The following is an 18,752-nucleotide window of genomic DNA, read 5'->3' on the forward strand; positions in this document are numbered from 1 at the left end:
TAACGCATGAGACCGATCCTGACCGCCTGCGCATTCGCCGCGCTCGCCGCCTGCTCGCAGCCCGCGCCCGCGGAGAAGACCGCCGCCGCCCCGGCTGCGCCCGCCGCGGCCCCCGCGCCCGAGCCGGTCACCGCGCCGGCCGGCCTCTACACCCTGGACAAGGCCCACTCGACGCTGACCTTCAAGGTGAGCCACCTGGGCTTCTCGAACTACACGGCCAGCTTCGACGACCTCGACGGGCGGCTGCAGTTCGATCCGGCCAAGCCGGCGGCCATGAGCGTCGAGGCGACCATCGACGTGCGCTCGCTGGACCTGCCCGCCCCGCCGGCCGGCTTCCGCGAGGAGCTCTTGGGCCCCAACTGGTTCGACGCCGGCCGCCATCCCACCATCACCTTCCGCTCCACCCGCGTGGAGCCAACCGGCGCGCGGACCGCGCGGGTGACGGGCGACCTCACCCTGCACGGTGTGACCAAGCCGGTGGTGCTGGAGGCCACCTTCAACGGCGGCTATCCGCCGAACGAGATGGACCCGGGCGGCGCCCGCATCGGCTTCTCCGCCCGCGGCAGCTTCAAGCGCTCGGACTTCGGCATGGGCTACGGCGTTCCCGCGCCCGGCTCCAACATGGGCGTCGGCGACGCGGTGGAGGTCGGCATCGAGACGGAATTCTCCAGGCAGGTCCCCTGAGGGTGTCGGATGGGCCGGCCGCCGTCCGTCCTTGGGACGGGCCGCGACCAGGCCCGCACCGAAGAGAGGGAAATCCCCATGAGCGAGACCCTAGAGGCCCAGGCCGCCGCCATGCCGAAGGCGGAGCCGAAGGGCGGCCTCGTCACCTACCTGAACGTCGACGGCGCCATCGCCGCGGCCGAGTTCTACGTGAAGGCCTTCGGGGCGGAGATCGCCTCGATCATGCCGCCGGACGAGCAGGGCCGCACCATGCACGCCCACCTCTACCTCAACGGCTCGTCCCTGATGATCAGCGACTTCTATCCGGAGCACGGCCACGCCAAGGTCCCCGCCCAGGGCTTCAGCCTGGTGATCATGACCACCGACATCGACCGCCAGTACGCCCACGCGCTCGAGGCCGGCTGCACGGCGGTGATGCCGCCTGCCGACATGTTCTGGGGCGACCGCTACGGAGAGCTGAAGGATCCCTACGGCGTCTCCTGGGCCATGAACCAGCCGATCGGCTGAGCTCCCGTCGCAGCAGAGGACACCGATCATGCGCAGGACGCTCACCGTCATCGCGATCATGCTGGTGGCGGCGGTCGCGGGGCTGTTCGCCGTCGCCGCCACCCGGCCCGACACCTTCCGCGTCGCCCGCTCCACCACCATCCAGGCGCCGCCTGAGGCCATCGCCGCCCACGTCAACGACTTCCACGCCTGGCGCGCCTGGTCGCCCTACGAGACCGTCGATCCGGCGCTGAAGCGCTCCTACGCGGGCCCTGCCGCCGGCGTCGGCGCGGTCTATGCCTACGAGGGGAATGACAAGGTGGGCGCGGGGCGGATGGAGATCCTCGAGACCTCCTCCCAGAGGACCGTGGTCGCGCTGAACTTCATCAAGCCGATGGAGGCCCGCAACGTCGCCGAGTTCACCTACGAGCCCCAGCCGGGCGGGACCACCCGCGTCACCTGGGCCATGAACGGACCCATGCCGCTGATGGGCAAGGTGATGGGCCTGGTGTTCGACATGGACGCCATGGTCGGCAAGGACTTCGAAACGGGCCTCGCCAATCTGAAGAAGGTGTCGGAAACCTAGGCCCGACGACGTCTCGCAGGACTGTCAAACAGTCCTGCTAGGCGTGCCGCGGGAGGCTCGGGGCCTCCGTTGAGGGGGCTGACGATGAAGACCTGGATCCTGGCCGCCGCCGCGCTCGTGGCGGCGGCGTTTTCCACCTCGACCGCCCAGGCGGCCGACGACCGCCGGCTGGTGCTGGTGACGCTGGACGGGCTGAACTGGAGCGAGGTGTTCCACGGCGCGGATCCGGAGCGGGCCGCGAACAAGGCCTTCGTGAAGGAGGCGGCGGGGATCAAGGCCGACTTCCTCGACAAGCCCGACCGCGCCCGCGCGCTGATGCCCTTCCTGCACGAGGTGGTGGCGAAGCAGGGCGTGCTGATCGGCGACCGCGACCACGGCTCCTGCGCCGCCGTCGCCAACCAGATGTGGTTCTCCTACCCCGGCTACAACGAGATCCTGACCGGCAGGCCGGACCCGGCGATCCGCTCCAACGAGCACGGCCCGAACAGCAACGTCACGGTGCTGGAGTGGCTGAACCGCCAGCCGGGGTTCCGCGGCAAGGTCCAGGCGCTCGGCTCCTGGTCCGTCTTCGGCGACATCGTCAATGCAAAGCGCAGCGGGGTGCCGGTGAACGCCGGCTGGAACGGCGCGCCGCCGCGATCCGCGGCCGAGGCGGCGATCGCCCGGCTGGAGGCCGGCGCACCGCGCCTGTGGCCCACCGTGCGGCTCGACACCTTCACCCACGCCTATGCCCTCGAGGCCCTGCGGCAGGACCGGCCGAAGGTGCTGTACATCGCCTATGGGGAGACCGACGACTTCGCCCACGAAGGCCACTACGACCAGACGCTGTGGGCGGCGCGGCGGACCGACGCCTTCCTGGCCGAGCTGTGGAAGACGCTGCAGGCTGACCGCGCCTACGCCGGCAAGACCACCCTGATCGTCACCACCGACCACGGCCGCGGCTCAGGCCCCTCCGCCGACGCCTGGAAGCACCACGGCAAGCCGGTCTTCCCCGGCTCTGACGCCGTCTGGATCGCCGCCATCGGACCGGACGTGGTCCCGGGCCGCCAGCCGCAGGGCTGCGCCTCGTCCAGCCAGATCGCCGCGACGGGCCTCGCCGCGCTGGGCCTCGACTGGCGCGCCTTCGACCCCGCCATCGGCGCGCCGCTGGACATCCTGAAGGCTCCGGCCCGCTAGGCCGGGGCGACGGCGAGGCTGCGGGCCACGGCGCGCGCCACCTCGGCGGTCTGGTTGCGCAGGTCCGGGACCGCCAGGGCCTCCCAGACCGCGGCGCGGGTGAGCGGTCCCACGGCGAACAGCCCCGGCGTCGGGCGCCCGTCCGCGCCGATCACCCGCAGGTGGTCGTCGACGTCGAGGCCGAGCCCCAGCGGATCGCGCCTGAGCGCGCCACGCCGGCGCAGGTCGGCCAGCAGCCCGGCGCTCGCCGCCTCAGGGTCGCCGCGCGGGCCGGAGCAGTTGACGATGGCCGCAAAGCTGCGGGTCACCGGCGCCCGCTCGCCGCGCGGCCGGAAGCGGACGGCGAACCCCTGCCCTTCGGCCGCCACGTGCTCCAGCCGGCCGGCCAGCACCTCCAGCTCGGTCGAGACCACCAGGCCCGACAGCCGCGCGGCGATGGTCGGCGCCATGCGGTGGCGGTGGACGTCCCACCATGGCCGGGCGTGGCGCAGGAACCGCCGGCGCTGAGAGAGCGGCCAGCTACGCCAGACCGCCTGGGTAAGCGGTCGGATGCCGTCCACCGCCTCGCGCCAGCCGACCTTCTCCGCCTGGGCGCGCAGGGTCCTGAGCGCCGCGCGCGGGGTGGCGAGCGAGCCCTCCGGCTGGGGCGCCGAGCCGGTCGGCGCGTGGCTGCGCGACACCAGGCCGTGGCGGGAGAGCGCGGTCAGGCGCCGTCCCTCGCCGGCCAGGCTGAGCGCCACGTCGACCATGGTCAGCCCCGAGCCGATGAGCAGGATATCGCCCTGCGGCGCGGTCTCCGGGTCCACCCGCCAGGGATCGGCCACATAGGCCGGATGGGCCAGCACCTCGGGCTCGGCCCCGGGCGGCGGGGCGGGCGGCAGGAGGCCCAGGGCGAGCACCACGGCGTCGGCGTCGAAAGTCCGGCCGACCGCCAGCGTCACCCGCAGCCGTCCGTCCGCCGGCTCCACGGCCACGGCCTCGTCCGCCTCGAGCAGCAGCCGGCCGGCGCGGGAGGGATCGCTCACCTCGTCGCGCAGCAGGCTCTGCAGGTAGTCGCCATAGCGGCCGCGGCTGACGAAGGCCTCGGCGGGCCGCGCCACCCCGTCGGCCGCCAGCCAGTCGCGGAAGTGGTCCGGCTGGTCCGGGAAGGCGCTCATGTTCGAGGCCCGGACATTCAGCAGGTGGTCCGGGTGGGCCGTCTGATAGGCCCGTCCGCGTCCGAAACGCGGGGCGCGCTCCACCAGTCGCACAATGACGTTCGGCGACTGGCGCAGCAGGTGGATGGCGGTGAGCAGGCCGCTGAAGCCGCCGCCGATCACGGCGACGGTCGGCGGGGCTTCGGGGACGGAGGCCATGACTCGCTCCTGAGGCTGATGGAGATGCAATCTCCACCAGCTTTGTAGGAATTCAGAGTCAGTTTCTCTCGCGAAGGCCTCAGGGGCCCTGGCGGAGCCCTATTTCGCGGGGGCGGCCATCGGCGTGAGCGCCTGGGCCGTGGCCTTCACCGTCGCGTGCTCGGCTTCCGGCAGGGCGATCAGGCCACGCTGCTGGAGGTAGCCGCCGCGGCCCGCCGCCGCGTCGGAGACGAAGGCGTTGACGTATTCGCGCAGCCCAGGCGTCACGCCGACATTGGCCTTCTTCACGTAGATGTAGAGCGAGCGCGACAGCGGATAGGAGCCGTTGGAGATGGTTTCGAACGAGGGGGCGACGCCCTCGACGGTCGCGGCCTTCACCTTGTCCATGTTGTTCTCGAGGAACGAGTAGCCGAACACGCCGAGCGCGTTGGGCGTCTTCTCGAGCGTCTGGACGATGGCGTTATCGTTCTCGCCGGCGTCCACCCAGGCGCCGTCACGGCGCAGGGTGTGGGACTTTTCCTTGAACTGGTCCTCGTTGGACTTCTTCAGGGCGGCCATGGCCGGGACCTTCTCGGCCCCCTTCTCCATGGCGAGCTCGACGAAGGCGTCGCGGGTGCCGGAGGTCGGCGGCGGGCCGTAGGCCAGGATTCGCTGGTTCGGCAGGCCCGGCGCCACGGCGCTCCAGGTCGCGGTGGTGTTGGGCGCGAAGCCCGAGCCCTGCGGCAGTTCGGCGGCGAGCGCCCGGTAGATCTGCTCGCGCGTGACGCTGAAGGTCGGCTGGGCCTTGGCGTTGGCCAGCACGATGCCGTCGAAGCCCACCTTCAGCTCCACGATGTCGGTCACGCCGGCCGCCTGGCACGCGTCCCACTCCGACTTCTTCATGGCCCGCGAGGCCGTGGCGATGTCGGGGTAGTTGGCGCCGGTGCCCGAGCAGAACAGCTTGATGCCGCCGCCGGTGCCCAGGCTCTCCACCTTGGCGGCCGTGCCGCCGGTGGTGCGCGCCACGGTCTCGGCGACCCGGGTGGCGAAGGGGAAGACGGTGGAGGAGCCGGCCGCCCACACCTGGTTGCGCGCGCCGCCGCCGCCGCTCACCTGGCCGTCGGCCTTGCCGGACGTCTGCTGCTGCCCGCAGGCGGTGAGCGCGACCGCCGAGGCGGCGAGAAGGAGGGTGGTGAATCGCATGGAAGGCTCCGGAAGCGAGGTCTGCCCGGCGGCTATCATCGGCATGTGACAGTTCGATGAAGTCCCCTCAGTCCTCGTCGTTGGGGATGTTGAGCAGAACGCCGCACGCCTTGCAGTGCACGGCGTCGGCGTCGTGTCGCATGAGGCCGCACGTGGGGCAGGTGAAGCGCACCTTGTAGGGTCGGATGAGGGTCTGGCCGAGGCGCACGAAGAGCGTGATGCCGACCAGCATGATGCCGATGGTCAGCAGCTTGCCCCAGGCGCCCGGCAGGGTGATGTCGCCGAAGCCGGTCGTGGTGAGCGCGGTGACCGTGAAGTAGAGGGCGTCCAGGTAGCCGGTGATGCCGGGGTGCTCGCGCGCGAAGCTCGCATAGACGAAACCGGTCGCCACGAAGACGAAGGTGACAAGGCTGGCCAGCGCCTTGCCGACGTCCTCCCAGCGCGTGTCGTCGTAGCGGCGCCCGACCGTCTCCCAGAAGAAGTCGGAGTGGACCAGGGACCACAGCCGCAGCACCCGCAGGAAGGCGAGGTTGAACAGCCACAGCGGGAACAGCAGGGTGATCAGGACGAAGATATCGACCCACAGGATCGGCCGCATCGCCCAGGTCCGCCAGTTGGAGGCGGCGAGCGCGCGCGCGGCGATGTCCACGAGCAGGATCAGGGCGACCGCATAGTCGGCGATCAGGAAGGCCGGGAACTCGCGGAGGAACGGCGCGGCGATGAAGAAGGCGATCAGCAGGATGTCGATGACGATCACCCGGTAGCGGAACCGGACGGCCTCGGGGCTGTCGCCGTGGTAGAGCTCGCGCAGCCTCACCCGCAGGCGCGGGAGCCGGCGGCGTCGGTCGCGGGTCTCACCGGCGGAACTCGTCAAAGGTGGCTCTCCTGGCGCTCCGGCCCGCCTTGAACCTCCGCCGGGCTGGATCGTTTCCCGGCGCGAAGCCCGCGCACTCTTCGCGCGGCCCAAGCCCGAGGACAAGCCATGCCCGCCAAGTCCGCCGCCCAGCAGAAAGCCGCCGGGGCCGCCCTCTCCGCCAAGCGTGGCGACACCCCGAAATCGAAGCTCAAGGGCCCGTCCAAGCAGATGGCCGACTCCATGAGCGAGAAAGAGCTCGAGAAGATGGCCTCAACCAAGCGCAAGGGTAAGCCCGAGCACGCCGCGAGGAGTTAGGCGCCGGGTCGTCGACGCCGCCCTTGCCTGAGGCCCCGCATCTGCCAAGCTGATCACCGCTCATAGACGTCCTCGGGGGGAGACGAGATGGACGGGATCACCCGCCGCGGCCTTGCGGCCGCTCCGCTGGCGCTGGCCGCGGGCCAGGCCCTGGCGAAGCCGCCGGCCAAGGCCGCGCCCTGGCCGGACGCCACCGAGACGGCCCGCCTCGTCCGCCGTGGCGAGATGACGGCCGTGGAGGCGGTGGAGGCGGCCATCCGCCGGGCCGAAGCCCTGCAGCCGAAGCTGAACTTCATCGTCAACTCCGACTTCGACCGGGCGCTGGACCGGGCCCGGGCCGGCGGCCTGACCGGGCCGTTCGCGGGCGTCCCGTTCCTGGTGAAGGACCTCGACGACTACGCCGGCCTGCCGACGCGCAACGGCTCCCAATCCGGCCGCTTCGCCCCGCCCGCGGCGGCGAGCACCGAGTACGTGGCGACCTTCGACCGCGCCGGCCTCGTCACCATCGGCAAGTCGGCGACGCCCGAATACGGCTTCCTGCCCACCACGGAGCCGGTGGCCACCGGCCCCACCCGCAATCCCTGGAATCCGGACCATTCCTCGGGCGGCTCCTCGGGCGGGGCCGCGGCGGCGGTGGCCGCAGGCGTCGTGCCCATGGCCCACGCCAGCGATGGCGGCGGCTCGATCCGCATTCCGGCCGCCTCCTGCGGCCTCTTCGGCCTGAAGCCCTCCCGCGCCCGGATGACCGGGGCCCGGGCGGCGACGAAGATCTCCGACATCAGCGTCGACCATTGCGTGAGCCGCAGCGTCCGCGATTCCGCCGCCCTGTTCGCCGCCACCGAGGACCGCGGCCCCGGCGCGCGCTACGCGCCCGTCGGGCTGGTCACCCGGCCCGGCCGTCGGCGCCTGCGCATCGGCCTGCTCATGGAGGGCACGTCCGGTCCGCCGGAGCCGGAGGTCGCCGCCGCGGTGCAGGACGCCGCGAAACTCCTCGCCGACCTGAAGCACCGCGTGGAGCCCACCCGCCTGCCCTTCGACGGGCCGCAGTTCATCCAGGACTTCCTGCTGCTCTGGGCCTCGGGCGCCGCGCAGCTCGCCCAGGCGATCTCCGCCGCCGCGGGGCGCCGGGCCGACGCCACCCTGCTGGAGCCGTTCAGCCTCGGCATGGCCGAGATGGCCCTGAAGGCGCCGCCGGCCGCCCTGCCCGCCGCCATCGCCCGGCTGGAGGCCAATGCGGTCGCCTACGAAGCCTGGCTCGCGTCGAACCAGTTCGACGTGATCCTGTCGCCGGTGCTGAGCTCGCCCCCGCCGCGCCTCGGCGAATATGCGGGGACCGTGCCCTACGACGCCCTGGTGGCCCGGCTGATCCGCTATGTGGGCTTCACCCCGCTGCACAATGTGTCCGGCGCGCCGGCCATGAGCGTGCCGCTGGCCTGGAGCGCCCAGGGCCTGCCGATCGGAGTGCAGTTCGCCGCCCGCGCCGGCCAGGAGCGCACCCTGTTCGAGCTGGCCTACCAGCTGGAGGCGGCCAGGCCCTGGGCCCACCGCATCCCGCCGGTCCACGCCTAGGCCTTGACGAGGCCCTGCGCGCGGGCCGCCGCCTCGCGCACCCGCTCGGGGCCGCCGAGCAGCTGCCGGTCCAGGCCGATCCGCTTGAACCAGTAGTGCAGGCCGAGCAGGTCGGTCATGCCGATGCCGCCGTGCACCTCCGTCGAGGTGCGGGCGATGAACCGGCCGATCTCGGACAGGTGGGCCTTGGCGTGGGCCGCCATCAGGCCGGCTTCGTCGGGGGCGTTGTCGTAGGCGTAGGCGGCGTACCAGACGAGCGCCCGGGCCGGCTCCAGCTCGGCGGCCATCTCCGCGCAGAGGTGCTTCACCGCCTGGAAGGAGCCGATCACCCGACCGAACTGGCGGCGTTCCTTCGCGTAGGCCACGGCCTTGTCCAGCATGGTCTGGGCCGCGCCGAGAGTGTCGGCGGCGAGCATCGTCCACGCCGCGTCGCGCAGCCGCTCCAGCCCGGCGTTGCCGCCCAGCGGCTCGGCCGGCGTGTCCTCGAAGACCACCTCCGACAGACGCCGCGTGGCGTCGATGCTGGGCATCGCCACGGGCGCCGGCGGGCTTTCCACCAGGTGCAGCCCGCCCGTGCGGTCGGCGACGACGAGGATGTCCGCGCGCTCGGCGTCGATGACGAACAGGGCCTTGCCGGTGAGCCGCCCGTCGCGGGCCTCGACGCCGGCCCCGTCGCGGGCGCCCGCCACCGGCTCGCTGATGGCCACCCCCGCCGTCGCCTCCCCAGATGCCAGCCTCGGCAGCCACTTCGCCTGCTGTCCCGCCGAGCCGCCCCGCAGCGCCAGCGGCGCCAGCACGGCCGAGCCCAGGAACGGCGACGGCGCGGCGGCCGCGCCCAGGGCCTCGGCGGCCAGCGCCGCCTCCACGAGCCCGAGCCCCAGGCCGCCGTGCTCCTCGGGGATCAGCAGGCCCGGCAGGCCCATGTCGGCCAGGCCCCGCCAGATGTCGGCGCAGTCGCCGCCCTCGGCATAGGCGCGCACGCGCTCCAGCGGGGCGAGCTCGGCCAGCGCCTTGCCCACGCTCGCCTGCAGCATCCGCTGGTCGTCGGAAAGGGCGAAGCGCATCACGCCACCGCCTTCGGTTCGCGCGGCATGCCGAGGCCCCGTTCGCTGATGATGTTCTTCTGGATCTGGGCCGTGCCGCCGCCGATGATCAGGCCGAGGTCGAACATGTAGTTCCGCTGCCAGCCGCCCCGCGCCCGCAGGTGCGGCCCGTCGTGGTAGAGGATCCCGAGTTCGCCCAGGGCGTCGATCGCCAGCGCCGCCACCTGGTGGTTCAATTCGCAACCCTGCAGCTTGACGATCAACCGGGCGAGGCCCGCCGTCTCGTCGGTCAGGATCCGCAAGCCGTTGAACTTCATGGCGAACACCCGCGCCTGCAGCTGCATCAGCCGGTCGCGGAACAGCGGATTGTCGATGAGCGTCTGGCCGTCGACCGTCTCCTCCCGCATCAGCTGGACAAGGGCGTTCAGCCGGGCCTCGGTGGCGTTCGGATCGCCCAGCATGCCGCGCTCGTGCTTGAGCGTGGTGTTGGCCACGAACCAGCCGCGCCCGCGGCCGCCGACCACGTTCGCCTGCGGCACGCGCACGTCGGTGAAGAATACCTCGTTGAACTCGGCGTGGCCGGTCATGGTGACCAGCGGCCGGACCTCGATGCCCGGCGTGTCCATGCGGATCAGGACGTAGCTGATGCCCTCGTGCTTGGCGGCCTGCGGCTCCGTGCGCACCAGGCAGAACATCATCTGGGCCTGCTGGGCGGTGCTGGTCCAAATCTTCGAGCCGGAGATGACGAAGTCGTCGCCGTCCTCCACCGCCTTGGTCTGCAGGTTGGCGAGGTCGGATCCCGCGCCCGGCTCGGAATAGCCCTGGCACCAGATCACCTCGCCGCGAAGGGTGGGGCCGATCCAGCGCCGCTTCTGCTCCTCCGAGCCCACCTCCAGCAGGGTCGGGACCAGCATGGAGACACCCTGGTTGGCGATGCCGCGCGGCGCGCCGGCGCGGATGAATTCCTCCGCGATGATGCGGCCCTTCAGGATGTCCGGCTCGGCGCCATAGCCGCCGTACTCGCGGGGGATCGTGCGGGCCGCGTAGCCGTGCTCGATCAGCAGCCGCTGCCAGGCCAGCGGGTCGCGCGCCTGGCCGGCCTCGTACTCGCCGCGGCGGGCCTCCAGGAAGGCGCGCACCTCGTCGCGGAAGGCGGCCAGCTCGGGCGTGAGCGTCAGATCCATCTCGTCCTCCTGGTCGGAGCTTGAGCCGGTTCCGCGGGAACCTGCAACGGCGCCCCCACGTCACACACGCAACCGAAGCCGTTCGGCTATGTTGGATGTCCGACGGAGGTGTCCGATGCGCAGTCTCCCCCTGGCCGCCCTGGCGGCGGCCCTTTCGCTGACCGCCTGCTCGACCGGATCGCCCGACCCGTTCGTGGGCTTCGGGCCGAACCCGCCCCTGCCCGCGCCGCAGAAGAGCCTGATCCCCATCGTCGGCACGCCGAAGGCGGTGGGCTGGCCCGCCGGCGCGGCGCCAAAGGCGCCGCCGGGCTTCGTCGTCACCCGCTACGGCGAGGGGATCGACCACCCGCGCTGGCTGCACGTCCTGCCCAACGGCGACGTCCTGGTCGCCCAGTCCTCGTCCGAGCCGCACCCGGTGAAGGGCATCCGCGACTGGATCCAGCAGGAGCTCATGAAGCGCGTGGGCTCGGTCCAGAAGAGCCCCAACCGGATCACCCTGCTGCGCGACGCCGACGGTGACGGCGTGGCCGAGGTGAAGACCACCTTCGCCCAGGGCCTGAAGCGGCCCTTCGGCATGGCCCTGGCCGGCGGCCACCTCTACGTCGCCAACGACGACGCCGTGGTGCGCTTCCCCTACACGGATGGCCAGACCCAGGCCTCCGGAACCGGCGAGAAGGTTTTTGACCTGCCCGGCCAGCCCATCAACCACCACTGGACCAAGAGCCTGATCGCCAGCCCCGACGGGACGAGGCTCTACGCCACCGTCGGCTCCAACTCGAACATCGGCGAGAACGGCATGGAGGTGGAGGAAGGCCGCGCCGCCATCTGGGAATACAACATCGCCGGCCGCGGCCTGCGCCTCTACGCCACCGGCCTGCGCAACCCCAACGGGATGGGCTTCGAGCCGGTGACGGGCCAGCTCTGGACGGCCGTCAACGAGCGCGACGAGATCGGCAACGACCTCGTGCCGGACTACATGACCTCGGTGAGGGACGGCGGCTTCTACGGCTGGCCCTACAGCTACTACGGCCAGAACGTGGACGCCCGGGTTAAGCCGGCGCGGCCGGATCTCGTGGCCAAGGCGATCGCACCCGATTACGGGCTCGGCCCCCACACCGCCTCGCTGGGCCTGACCTTCTACACCGCCCAGGCCTTCCCGCCCGCCTACCGCGGCGGCGCCTTCGTGGGCCAGCACGGCTCGTGGAACCGGCGGCCGCTCAACGGCTACCGGGTGGTCTTCATCCCCTTCGCCGGCGGTCGGCCGCAGATGCCGCCGCAGCTCTTCCTGACCGGCTTCCTCAACGAGAAGAAGCAGATCATGGGCCGGCCCGTCGGGGTGGCGGTGGACAGCGGCGGCGCCCTCCTGGTCGCCGACGACGTGGGCGACATCGTCTGGCGCGTCGCGCCAGGCTGACGTCGGGACGCGCCTTGACCGCGAGGCGCAAGGCAGGCGATGACCTCAACCGGAGCGCGGCCTTTCCCGGGTTTCGCGCACGAGGTTTCCCTGCGTGATCCGTCGCCTTAGCGAGATTGACCTGCCCCGACGCCTGGAGAGCTGGGCGCCGCGGCTGGCTACGGAGCTCACGGTGGCGGCGCTGACCATCGGCGCGGCGATGAGCCTCCGGGGCCTGATCGAGAGCTGGACACCGGGCGTCGTGCCCTTCGCCCTCTCCTTCCCGGCGGTGCTGATCACCACCCTGCTGGCCGGCTGGCGGGCCGGGACCGCCGCCCTGGTCTTCGGCGGCATCGCCACCTGGTACCTGTTCATGGAGCCCCGCTTCAGCTTCGCCCTGACAGCGGTCGGCGCGGTGAACCTGGCGCTCTACGCCTTCGCGGCCGCGAGCGTCGTGGTGTTCGCCGACGCCTATCGGGGCTCGGCGCTGCGCTACGCCCGGGAGAGCGAGCAGCAGCTGCGGGAGCGCGAGGCCCTGCTGGCGGCGCTGCGCGAGTCGCAGGCGCGCCTGGACCTCGCCACCTCGGCCGGCGGCGTCGGCGTCTGGGACTGGCGGCTGACCAGCAACGAGATGATCTATTCCGCGGAGGCCAAGGCGATCTGCGGCTTCCCGCCCGACCAGCCCGTCACCTTCGAGCAGGTCCGGGCCATCATCCACCCTGACGACGCGCCACGGACCGCCGCCCAGCGGGAGCGGGCGCTGGACCCCGCGAGCCGCGACGAGGCGCCCTACGAATACCGGATCATCACCCCGGGCGGCGAAGAGCGCTGGGTGCTGGCCCGCGGCCGGGCCGTGTTCCACGAGCGCGACGGGCGGATGGTCGCCACCCGCTACGTCGGCACCCTGCAGGACATCACGGCGCGCAAGCGGGCCGAGGAGGGCCTGGCGGCATCGGAAGCCCGGCTGCGGCTGGCGGTGGAGGCCGGGCGCATGGCCGTCTGGCAGATCGACGCGGCCACCGGCGCCATCGCCCACAGCCCGGAGCTCAACCGGATGCTGGGCCTGCCGCCCGACGCCCGACCGACGGTCGAGGAGATCAACGCCCGCTATCTCCCCGGCGAGTTCGAGCGCATGCGCGGCGCCGCCCAGGCGGCGCTGGCCCGCGGGGAACGGTTCTTCGAGGCCGAGTACCAGTACCGCTGGCCGAGCGGCGAGGTCCGCTGGCTCTTGATCCGCGCCGAGTTCCTGCTGGCCCCCAACGGCCAGCCCCGCAGCGCCATCGGCGTGCTGATGGACGTCACCAGCCGCAAACAGGCGGAGGAGCGGCTGAAGCTCCTGGCCCGCGAGGTCGACCACCGGGCCAACAACCTGCTGGCCGTGGTGCAGGGCACGGTCACGCTCAGCAAGGCGGAGGACGTGGCGGCGCTGAAGGAGGTGATCGTGGGCCGGGTCAACGCCCTGGCCCGGGCCCACCAGCTGCTCGCCGAGGCGCGGTGGGAAGGCGCTGACCTGCGACGCCTGGTGGAGGAGGAGCTGCTGGCCTTCAGCCTGGGCGAGGCCGCGCGGGTCAGCATCGAGGGCGATGAGCTCGCCCTGCCCCCCGCCGCGGCGCAGTCGATCGCCATGGCCCTGCACGAACTGGCCACCAACGCCGCCAAGTACGGCGCCCTCTCGACCGCCACGGGCCGGGTCAGCGTCGCCTGGACCCGATCCCCGGATGGGCGCCTGCTGATCCGGTGGACCGAGACGGGGGGACCGCCGGTCCGCAAGCCCACCCGTCGCGGCCTCGGCACCAGCATGCTGGCCCGCGCCCTGGAGGGGCCGTTGATGGGCGAGACCCGCATGGACTGGCGGCCGGGCGGGCTGGTCTGCGAGCTGGAGCTGCCGCTCGCGCCGGAGACGCTGCCGGCGCCCGCCGAGCCTAGCCCATCTTGAAGACGCACACCTTGTTGCCGTCTGGGTCGCGGAAGTAGGCCCCGTAGAAGTTGTCGGTGCGCGGGCCGGGCGCGCCCTCGCAGGTCCCGCCGTTGGCCAGCGCAGCCGCGTGGGCCTCGGCCACCGCCTCGCGGGACGGGGCCGGCAGGCCGAACATGCTGCCGTTGCCGGCGGTGGCCGACTGTTCGTCGTAAGGCTTGCAGATCGCCAGCATGCCGGGGCCGGCGCCCCCGTAGAACTGCATGCGGTCGCCCATGGCGAAGGTCCGACGCCCGCCCAGCGGCGCGAGCACCTTGTCGTAGAAGCCCTTGGCGCGCTCGAGGTCGTTAGCGCCGATGGTCGCGTAGCCGATCATGGAAGTCCCCTCCTGGTTTGGCGTCAGAGTAGGCCGGTTGACGTGCGGGGCGCCAAGCACGCTTGCGCCGCGTCGCCGCGGGGCCTCAACTGTCCGGACGGGGACGTTTCGGGGGAGCAACGCGATGCTGGGCAGGACCTTGGGCGTGACCGCCCTCCTCGCGAGCCTGCTGGCCGGGCCGGCGCAGGCCCAGGAGAGCACCGCCGTCCGCCGCGAGGCCGCCGCCGTGGCGGGGCTGCGCGAGCCCGCCGAGATCCTCGTCGATCGCTGGGGCGTGCCGCACATCTACGCCAGGAGCGCCCGCGACGCCTTTTTCCTGCAGGGCTGGAACGCCGCCCGGGACCGGCTCTGGCAGATCGACCTGTGGCGCAAGCGCGGTCTCGGCCGCCTCGCCGCCAGCTTCGGCCCCGCCTATGTGGAACAGGACCGCGCCGCCCGCCTCTTCCTCTACCGCGGCGACATGGCCGCCGAATGGGCGGCCTACGACCCTGCCGGGCGCGAGGCGGTGGAGGCCTTCGCCGCCGGCGTGAACGCCTATGTGGCCGAGGTGCAGGCGGGCGCGCGGCCCATGCCGGTGGAGTTCCGGCTCACCGACAGCCGGCCCGAGGCCTGGGCCGCCGAGGACATCCTGCGCATCCGCAGCCACGCCCTGGTCTCCAACGCGCCGTCGGAGGCCGCGCGGGCGCGCACGGTCTGCGCGGGCGGGCTCGCCGCCGACGCCATCCGCCGCCGGCTGGAGCCGGCGCACACGCCGGTCGTCCCCAAGGGCCTCGATCCCTGCGACGTGCCCGCCGACGTGCTGAAGGACTATACGCTGGGCACGGCGCCGGTGAGCTTCGAGGCCCTGGCCGGAGCGAAGACCGCCCGAGCCCACGGCGACGCCGAGCTCGCCCAGTTCCTGGCGGCGGCCGAGGCCGAGGGCTCGAACAACTGGGTGATCGCCCCCTCCCGCACCGCCACCGGCCGGCCGATCCTGGCCAACGACCCTCACCGGCCGATGGGCGCGCCGTCGCTGCGCTACATCGCCCACCTGGACGCGCCGGGGCTGTCGATCATCGGGGCGGGGGAGCCCGCCCTGCCCGGCGTCTCCTTCGGCCACAACGGCCGCACGGCCTTCGGCCTGACCATCTTCTACATCGACCAGGAGGACCTCTACGCCTACGAGACCCGCGGCGACGCCTACCGCTACAAGGGCGGCTGGGAGCCGATGCGCACGGTGCGCGAAACCGTCGAGGTGAAGGGCGAGGCGCCGCGCGAGGTGACGCTGCGGTTCACCCGCCATGGCCCGGTGCTCTGGCACGACCCCGCGAAGGGCCGGGCGTTCGCGCTGCGCACGGTCTGGAACGAGCCGGGCCTGGCCGGCTATTTCGGATCCTCGCGCATGTGGCGGGCCCAGTCGTGGGAGGACTTCCAGACCGCCCGCAACCGCTGGGGCGCGCCGCCGCTGAACCTGGTTTACGCCGACACCTCCGGCGAGATCGGCTGGTCCGCGGCCGGCCGCACGCCGGTGCGCCCCAACTGGGACGGCCTGATGCCGGTGCCGGGCGACGGCCGCTACGAGTGGGCGGGCTTCCTGGCGGACGGCGGCTTGCCCGCCGTGCGCAATCCGAAGGACGGCGTCTTCGGCACCGCCAACGAGATGAACATCCCCGCCGAGCCCGCCTATCCGCGGGCGCAGCGCAAGCTGGGCTTCGAGTGGGCGGACCGCACCCGCTCGGCCCGCATCAAGGAGGTGCTGGCCGCCACGCCGAAGGCGACGCTCGCCGACTCCATGGCCCTGCAGACCGACAGCGTCAGCGCCCAGGCCCGGCGCGGGATCGCCCTCGTCGCGCCGCTGCAGTCCACGGACCCGGAGGTCGCCCGCGCGCTGGCCCTGCTGAAGGCCTGGGACGCCGACGAGGCGCTCGATAGCCCCGCTGCGGCGATTTACGAGACCTGGGCCGGCAAGCACCTCGGTCCCGCCGTGGCCGCAGCGGCCACCCCGGCAGCCGCCCGACCGCTGATCGGCGCCGGCGCGCCCGACCCGCTGTTCCTGTGGCTGGAGGGCCAGCCGCCCGCCGTACGCGATCCCATCCTCCTGGCCAGCCTGCGCGCCGCGGTGGACGAGCTGAAGGGCCGGCTCGGGCCCGACATGGCGACCTGGAGCTGGGGACGCCTGCACCACGCCCGCTTCGAGCCCGCCGTGGCGGTGCTCGCCGACCGCCAACTCGCCGAGCAGATGAGCGTCGGGCCGCTGCAGGTCCCGGGCTCGTCCTCGACGCCGCGGGCCGCCACCTGGCGCGCCTCGGACTTCCGCCAGACCGCGGGCGCCTCTGTGCGGCTCGTGCTCGACGTGGGCGCCTGGGACAACTCCGTGGCCGTGAACGCGCCCGGTCAGTCGGGCGACCCGTTCAGCCCACACTACCGCGACCTGTTCCCCCTGTGGGCGGCCGGGAGCTATTTCCCGCTCCGGTTCACCCGGCCGGCCGTGGAGCGCGACACCGAGGCGGTGCTGACGCTGACGCCCGAGCCCTAGCCGAACACCTTGCGGACGCGCAGGTAGAGGCTGCCGCCCCACTCCAGGTCGCGGACGTCGATGAAGTTCAGGCGGCTGGGATCGCGCACGCCGCGATAGACCTCGCGGATGCGCTTCACGTTGCGCATCGAGGCGCCCTGGGCCTCCAGCCGGATGATCCAGTCGGGCCTGGGCTTGTACTCGCCGTAGACCACCACCCAGGTGGACTGCTTCTTGGTCTCCACCTCGGAGAGGCGGTAGGCCCGCTCGCGGAAGCCGCCCGAGGCGTCGATTCCCCAGGTGGACTTCCAAGCCGGCAGGTCCTGGCTGAAATGCGCCTCCCAGTCGACCGGGTGGACGAGGCTGATCTCGCGCTCTTCTCCGGTCACGGGGTCGGTGACCTCGGTCCGCCGCCAGGTGGCCTGGGCCTTGAACTGGGCGGCGCGGATGAAGATGCGGTCGAGCGGCAGGGTGAGGCTGGCCTGCAGCTCGTCCTTCGTCCCCTTGCCGATGTTCTCTGGCCGGTCGGCGACCGGAAGGCCGGTCACCGGGTCGAGGATGATCTCGCCGCGCCGCGGGCCCTCGTCGAAGCGGGCGGGCCCGCGGTCCACCGTGTCGCGGATCTCGTAGTGTCGGGCGGTCAGCACGACCGCGGCGCTACCCAGGAAGCGGCGCTCGTAGGCGGCCTCGGCGACCCAGGCCTGCTGCGGCTTCAGGTTGGGGTTGCCGGCCACGATCACGCCGAGCGACCCCACGCTCTGGGAAGCGACGAAGTCGTCGAAGTTGAGCTGCCCCACCTCCCGCTCGATCCGCGCGCGCACCTGGGTGGCGGCGTCCGGCGCCCAGGTCATGGCCAGGCGCGGCTTGGTGTAGGTGAGCGTCTTCTCCAGGCTGAGATCGCCCTCCGTGGTGACCGTGGAGCCCTCCTGCCGCACGCCGGCCTCCAGGGTCAGGCGCGGGTTCGGCCGCCAGGTTCCGCGCGCGAACACCTCGCCGCGGGTCTCCTCCACCTGGACGTTGGCCGCGGGGATGAAGACGGCGCGGCCGTTGACGGCGAGATCGGTCTCGCTGTCGAGGCGGTTCAGCGCGCCCTCGATCCCCGCCTCCAGCGAGAGCTCGGGACTGTGCCGCAGCCGGAAATGCAGGCGGCCCACCGTCTCGGTGGTCTCCTTCTCGAGCCGGAAGTCGCGGACCAGGCCGGGCGCCTCGAAGTGCACCGTCGTGCGGTTGTTGTTCCACTGCTGGAAGGCCACCGCCTCCACCGACAACGCGGCGGTGATCGTGCGGCTGTAGCGGCCGCCGAGCTCCGCCTGCAGGCGCTTGATGTTGTCGTACTCGTATTCCAGCCCGCCGCCGCGGATGCGGTCGTAGATCTCCACGCTGGCCGGCGTCAGCATGAAGGCGCCGTTGAACCGGGCGCGCCCGCCGGCGAAGGGGGTCTCGTAGGCGCCGGTCGTCCACTGCCGCAGGCCATGGCCGTCGGCGTCCACGTCGGAGCGGAGGATCACCCGGCCGTCGGGCCCATAGCGGGTGCGGATCCCGTCCCCGAGGTCGTCGCTGGGGCCGCGGCCATACACCTGGGCAAGCTCGCCCGAGCGGCCGCCTGCCCAGCGCCACTGGGCCTCGGCGCGGATGCCGGTGAGCGTGCGGCCGTCGTAGACGAAGTAGGAGCCCGGCATCACCGCGCCGCGGAAGCCGCCCGTCTGCTTGCGCACGACGTTGGCCATCACCGTGCGGCCTTCCATGTCGATGCCCGGCGCGCCGCCGCGGATCACCTCCACCCGTTCCACAGCGCCGGCGGGGATGCGCTTGAGGATCTCGTCCAGCGGGTCGTTCTTGGAGACCGGCGGCGCGCCGTCGATCAGCACATTGCCCCCCGAGCCCGCCAGCCCGCGCACCGTCTGGCCCTTGTCGAAGGTGAAGCCCGGCAAGCGCACGACCATGTCGTAGGCGTTGACCGGCGCGGCCTCGGCGAAGAAGGCCGGCGGATAGGCGATGACCCCGCGTTCCGGCGCCGCCGGCGGCTGCACCGCCACGGCTTCCTGCGCCGCCGCCGGCTGCGCGGCCGCGGCGATCATGATCCAGGAGCTCATGGACGGCCCCCTCCCCGACATCCGATATGGCGGGGTTCGCAGGCC

General features: G+C 72.5%; 16 protein-coding genes. 9 read left to right on the top strand and 7 right to left on the bottom strand.

Annotated elements, in window-relative coordinates:
• Positions 1-6: 6 nt before the first annotated feature.
• The 4 genes from VM685_RS15540 (at position 7) to VM685_RS15555 (ending at position 2,932) form a co-directional block, all read left to right on the top strand.
• Positions 7-684 carry a YceI family protein gene (locus tag VM685_RS15540; RefSeq protein WP_325461085.1) on the top strand — a complete coding sequence of 226 codons (678 nt, stop codon included), beginning with the start codon at positions 7-9 and terminating at the stop codon, positions 682-684.
• A 78-nt stretch (positions 685-762) separates the two neighbouring features.
• Positions 763-1,191: a VOC family protein gene (locus VM685_RS15545; protein ID WP_325461086.1), complete on the top strand. Its 429-nt coding sequence runs from the start codon at positions 763-765 to the stop codon at positions 1,189-1,191.
• 28 nt (positions 1,192-1,219) lie between these two features.
• Entirely contained in the window at positions 1,220-1,756 is a 537-nt protein-coding gene (locus tag VM685_RS15550) for an SRPBCC family protein (protein ID WP_325461087.1), read from the top strand.
• 84 nt (positions 1,757-1,840) lie between these two features.
• On the top strand, positions 1,841-2,932 hold the full coding sequence (locus VM685_RS15555) for an alkaline phosphatase family protein (RefSeq protein WP_325461088.1): 1,092 nt from the start codon (positions 1,841-1,843) through the stop codon (positions 2,930-2,932).
• On the opposite strand, the gene VM685_RS15560 is transcribed toward VM685_RS15555, so the two are convergent.
• From VM685_RS15560 to VM685_RS15570, 3 genes are all read right to left on the bottom strand, one after another.
• The gene (locus VM685_RS15560; protein WP_325461089.1) at positions 2,929-4,287 is read right to left on the bottom strand and encodes an FAD/NAD(P)-binding protein; all 1,359 of its coding nucleotides are present in this window, start codon (positions 4,285-4,287) and stop codon (positions 2,929-2,931) included. The genes VM685_RS15555 and VM685_RS15560 overlap by 4 nt on opposite strands.
• A gap of 99 nt (positions 4,288-4,386) precedes the next feature.
• Positions 4,387-5,469, bottom strand: a complete 1,083-nt coding sequence (locus tag VM685_RS15565) for a substrate-binding domain-containing protein (RefSeq protein WP_325461090.1) — start codon at positions 5,467-5,469, stop codon at positions 4,387-4,389.
• 67 nt (positions 5,470-5,536) lie between these two features.
• The gene (locus VM685_RS15570) at positions 5,537-6,343 is read right to left on the bottom strand and encodes a potassium channel family protein (protein WP_325461091.1); all 807 of its coding nucleotides are present in this window, start codon (positions 6,341-6,343) and stop codon (positions 5,537-5,539) included.
• Between the two features lie 108 nt (positions 6,344-6,451).
• Here VM685_RS15570 and VM685_RS15575 point away from each other — a divergent pair, with 108 nt between their 5' ends.
• Together VM685_RS15575 and VM685_RS15580 are read left to right on the top strand one after the other, a co-directional pair.
• Positions 6,452-6,640 carry a DUF3008 family protein gene (locus VM685_RS15575; protein WP_325461092.1) on the top strand — a complete coding sequence of 63 codons (189 nt, stop codon included), beginning with the start codon at positions 6,452-6,454 and terminating at the stop codon, positions 6,638-6,640.
• A gap of 87 nt (positions 6,641-6,727) precedes the next feature.
• Positions 6,728-8,209 carry an amidase gene (locus tag VM685_RS15580; protein ID WP_325461093.1) on the top strand — a complete coding sequence of 494 codons (1,482 nt, stop codon included), beginning with the start codon at positions 6,728-6,730 and terminating at the stop codon, positions 8,207-8,209.
• Here the strand turns inward: VM685_RS15580 and VM685_RS15585 are convergent.
• Entirely contained in the window at positions 8,206-9,273 is a 1,068-nt protein-coding gene (locus VM685_RS15585; RefSeq protein WP_325461094.1) for an acyl-CoA dehydrogenase family protein, read from the bottom strand. The two genes, VM685_RS15580 and VM685_RS15585, sit on opposite strands and share 4 nt — an antisense overlap.
• Positions 9,273-10,436 (bottom strand): acyl-CoA dehydrogenase family protein, encoded by a 1,164-nt coding sequence (locus VM685_RS15590; protein WP_325461095.1) that lies wholly within the window; start codon positions 10,434-10,436, stop codon positions 9,273-9,275. The genes VM685_RS15585 and VM685_RS15590 overlap by 1 nt, the downstream gene beginning before the upstream one ends.
• A 115-nt stretch (positions 10,437-10,551) precedes the next feature.
• Between VM685_RS15590 and VM685_RS15595 the strand changes: the two genes are divergently transcribed.
• Together VM685_RS15595 and VM685_RS15600 are read left to right on the top strand one after the other, a co-directional pair.
• Positions 10,552-11,850 carry a sorbosone dehydrogenase family protein gene (locus VM685_RS15595; RefSeq protein WP_325461096.1) on the top strand — a complete coding sequence of 433 codons (1,299 nt, stop codon included), beginning with the start codon at positions 10,552-10,554 and terminating at the stop codon, positions 11,848-11,850.
• Between the two features lie 94 nt (positions 11,851-11,944).
• Complete coding sequence (locus tag VM685_RS15600; RefSeq protein WP_325461097.1) at positions 11,945-13,765, top strand: PAS domain-containing protein; 1,821 nt, start codon at positions 11,945-11,947, stop codon at positions 13,763-13,765.
• Here the strand turns inward: VM685_RS15600 and VM685_RS15605 are convergent.
• Positions 13,752-14,120 carry a VOC family protein gene (locus VM685_RS15605; protein WP_325461098.1) on the bottom strand — a complete coding sequence of 123 codons (369 nt, stop codon included), beginning with the start codon at positions 14,118-14,120 and terminating at the stop codon, positions 13,752-13,754. The two genes, VM685_RS15600 and VM685_RS15605, sit on opposite strands and share 14 nt — an antisense overlap.
• A 145-nt stretch (positions 14,121-14,265) precedes the next feature.
• Here VM685_RS15605 and VM685_RS15610 point away from each other — a divergent pair, with 145 nt between their 5' ends.
• Positions 14,266-16,635 (top strand): penicillin acylase family protein, encoded by a 2,370-nt coding sequence (locus VM685_RS15610; RefSeq protein WP_325461099.1) that lies wholly within the window; start codon positions 14,266-14,268, stop codon positions 16,633-16,635.
• Here VM685_RS15610 and VM685_RS15615 read toward each other — a convergent pair.
• Positions 16,632-18,707: a TonB-dependent receptor plug domain-containing protein gene (locus VM685_RS15615; RefSeq protein ID WP_325461100.1), complete on the bottom strand. Its 2,076-nt coding sequence runs from the start codon at positions 18,705-18,707 to the stop codon at positions 16,632-16,634. The two genes, VM685_RS15610 and VM685_RS15615, sit on opposite strands and share 4 nt — an antisense overlap.
• Positions 18,708-18,752: the final 45 nt, after the last annotated feature.

It is taken from the genome of Phenylobacterium sp. (assembly GCF_035539035.1).
In the GTDB taxonomy this organism is placed as follows: domain Bacteria; phylum Pseudomonadota; class Alphaproteobacteria; order Caulobacterales; family Caulobacteraceae; genus Phenylobacterium.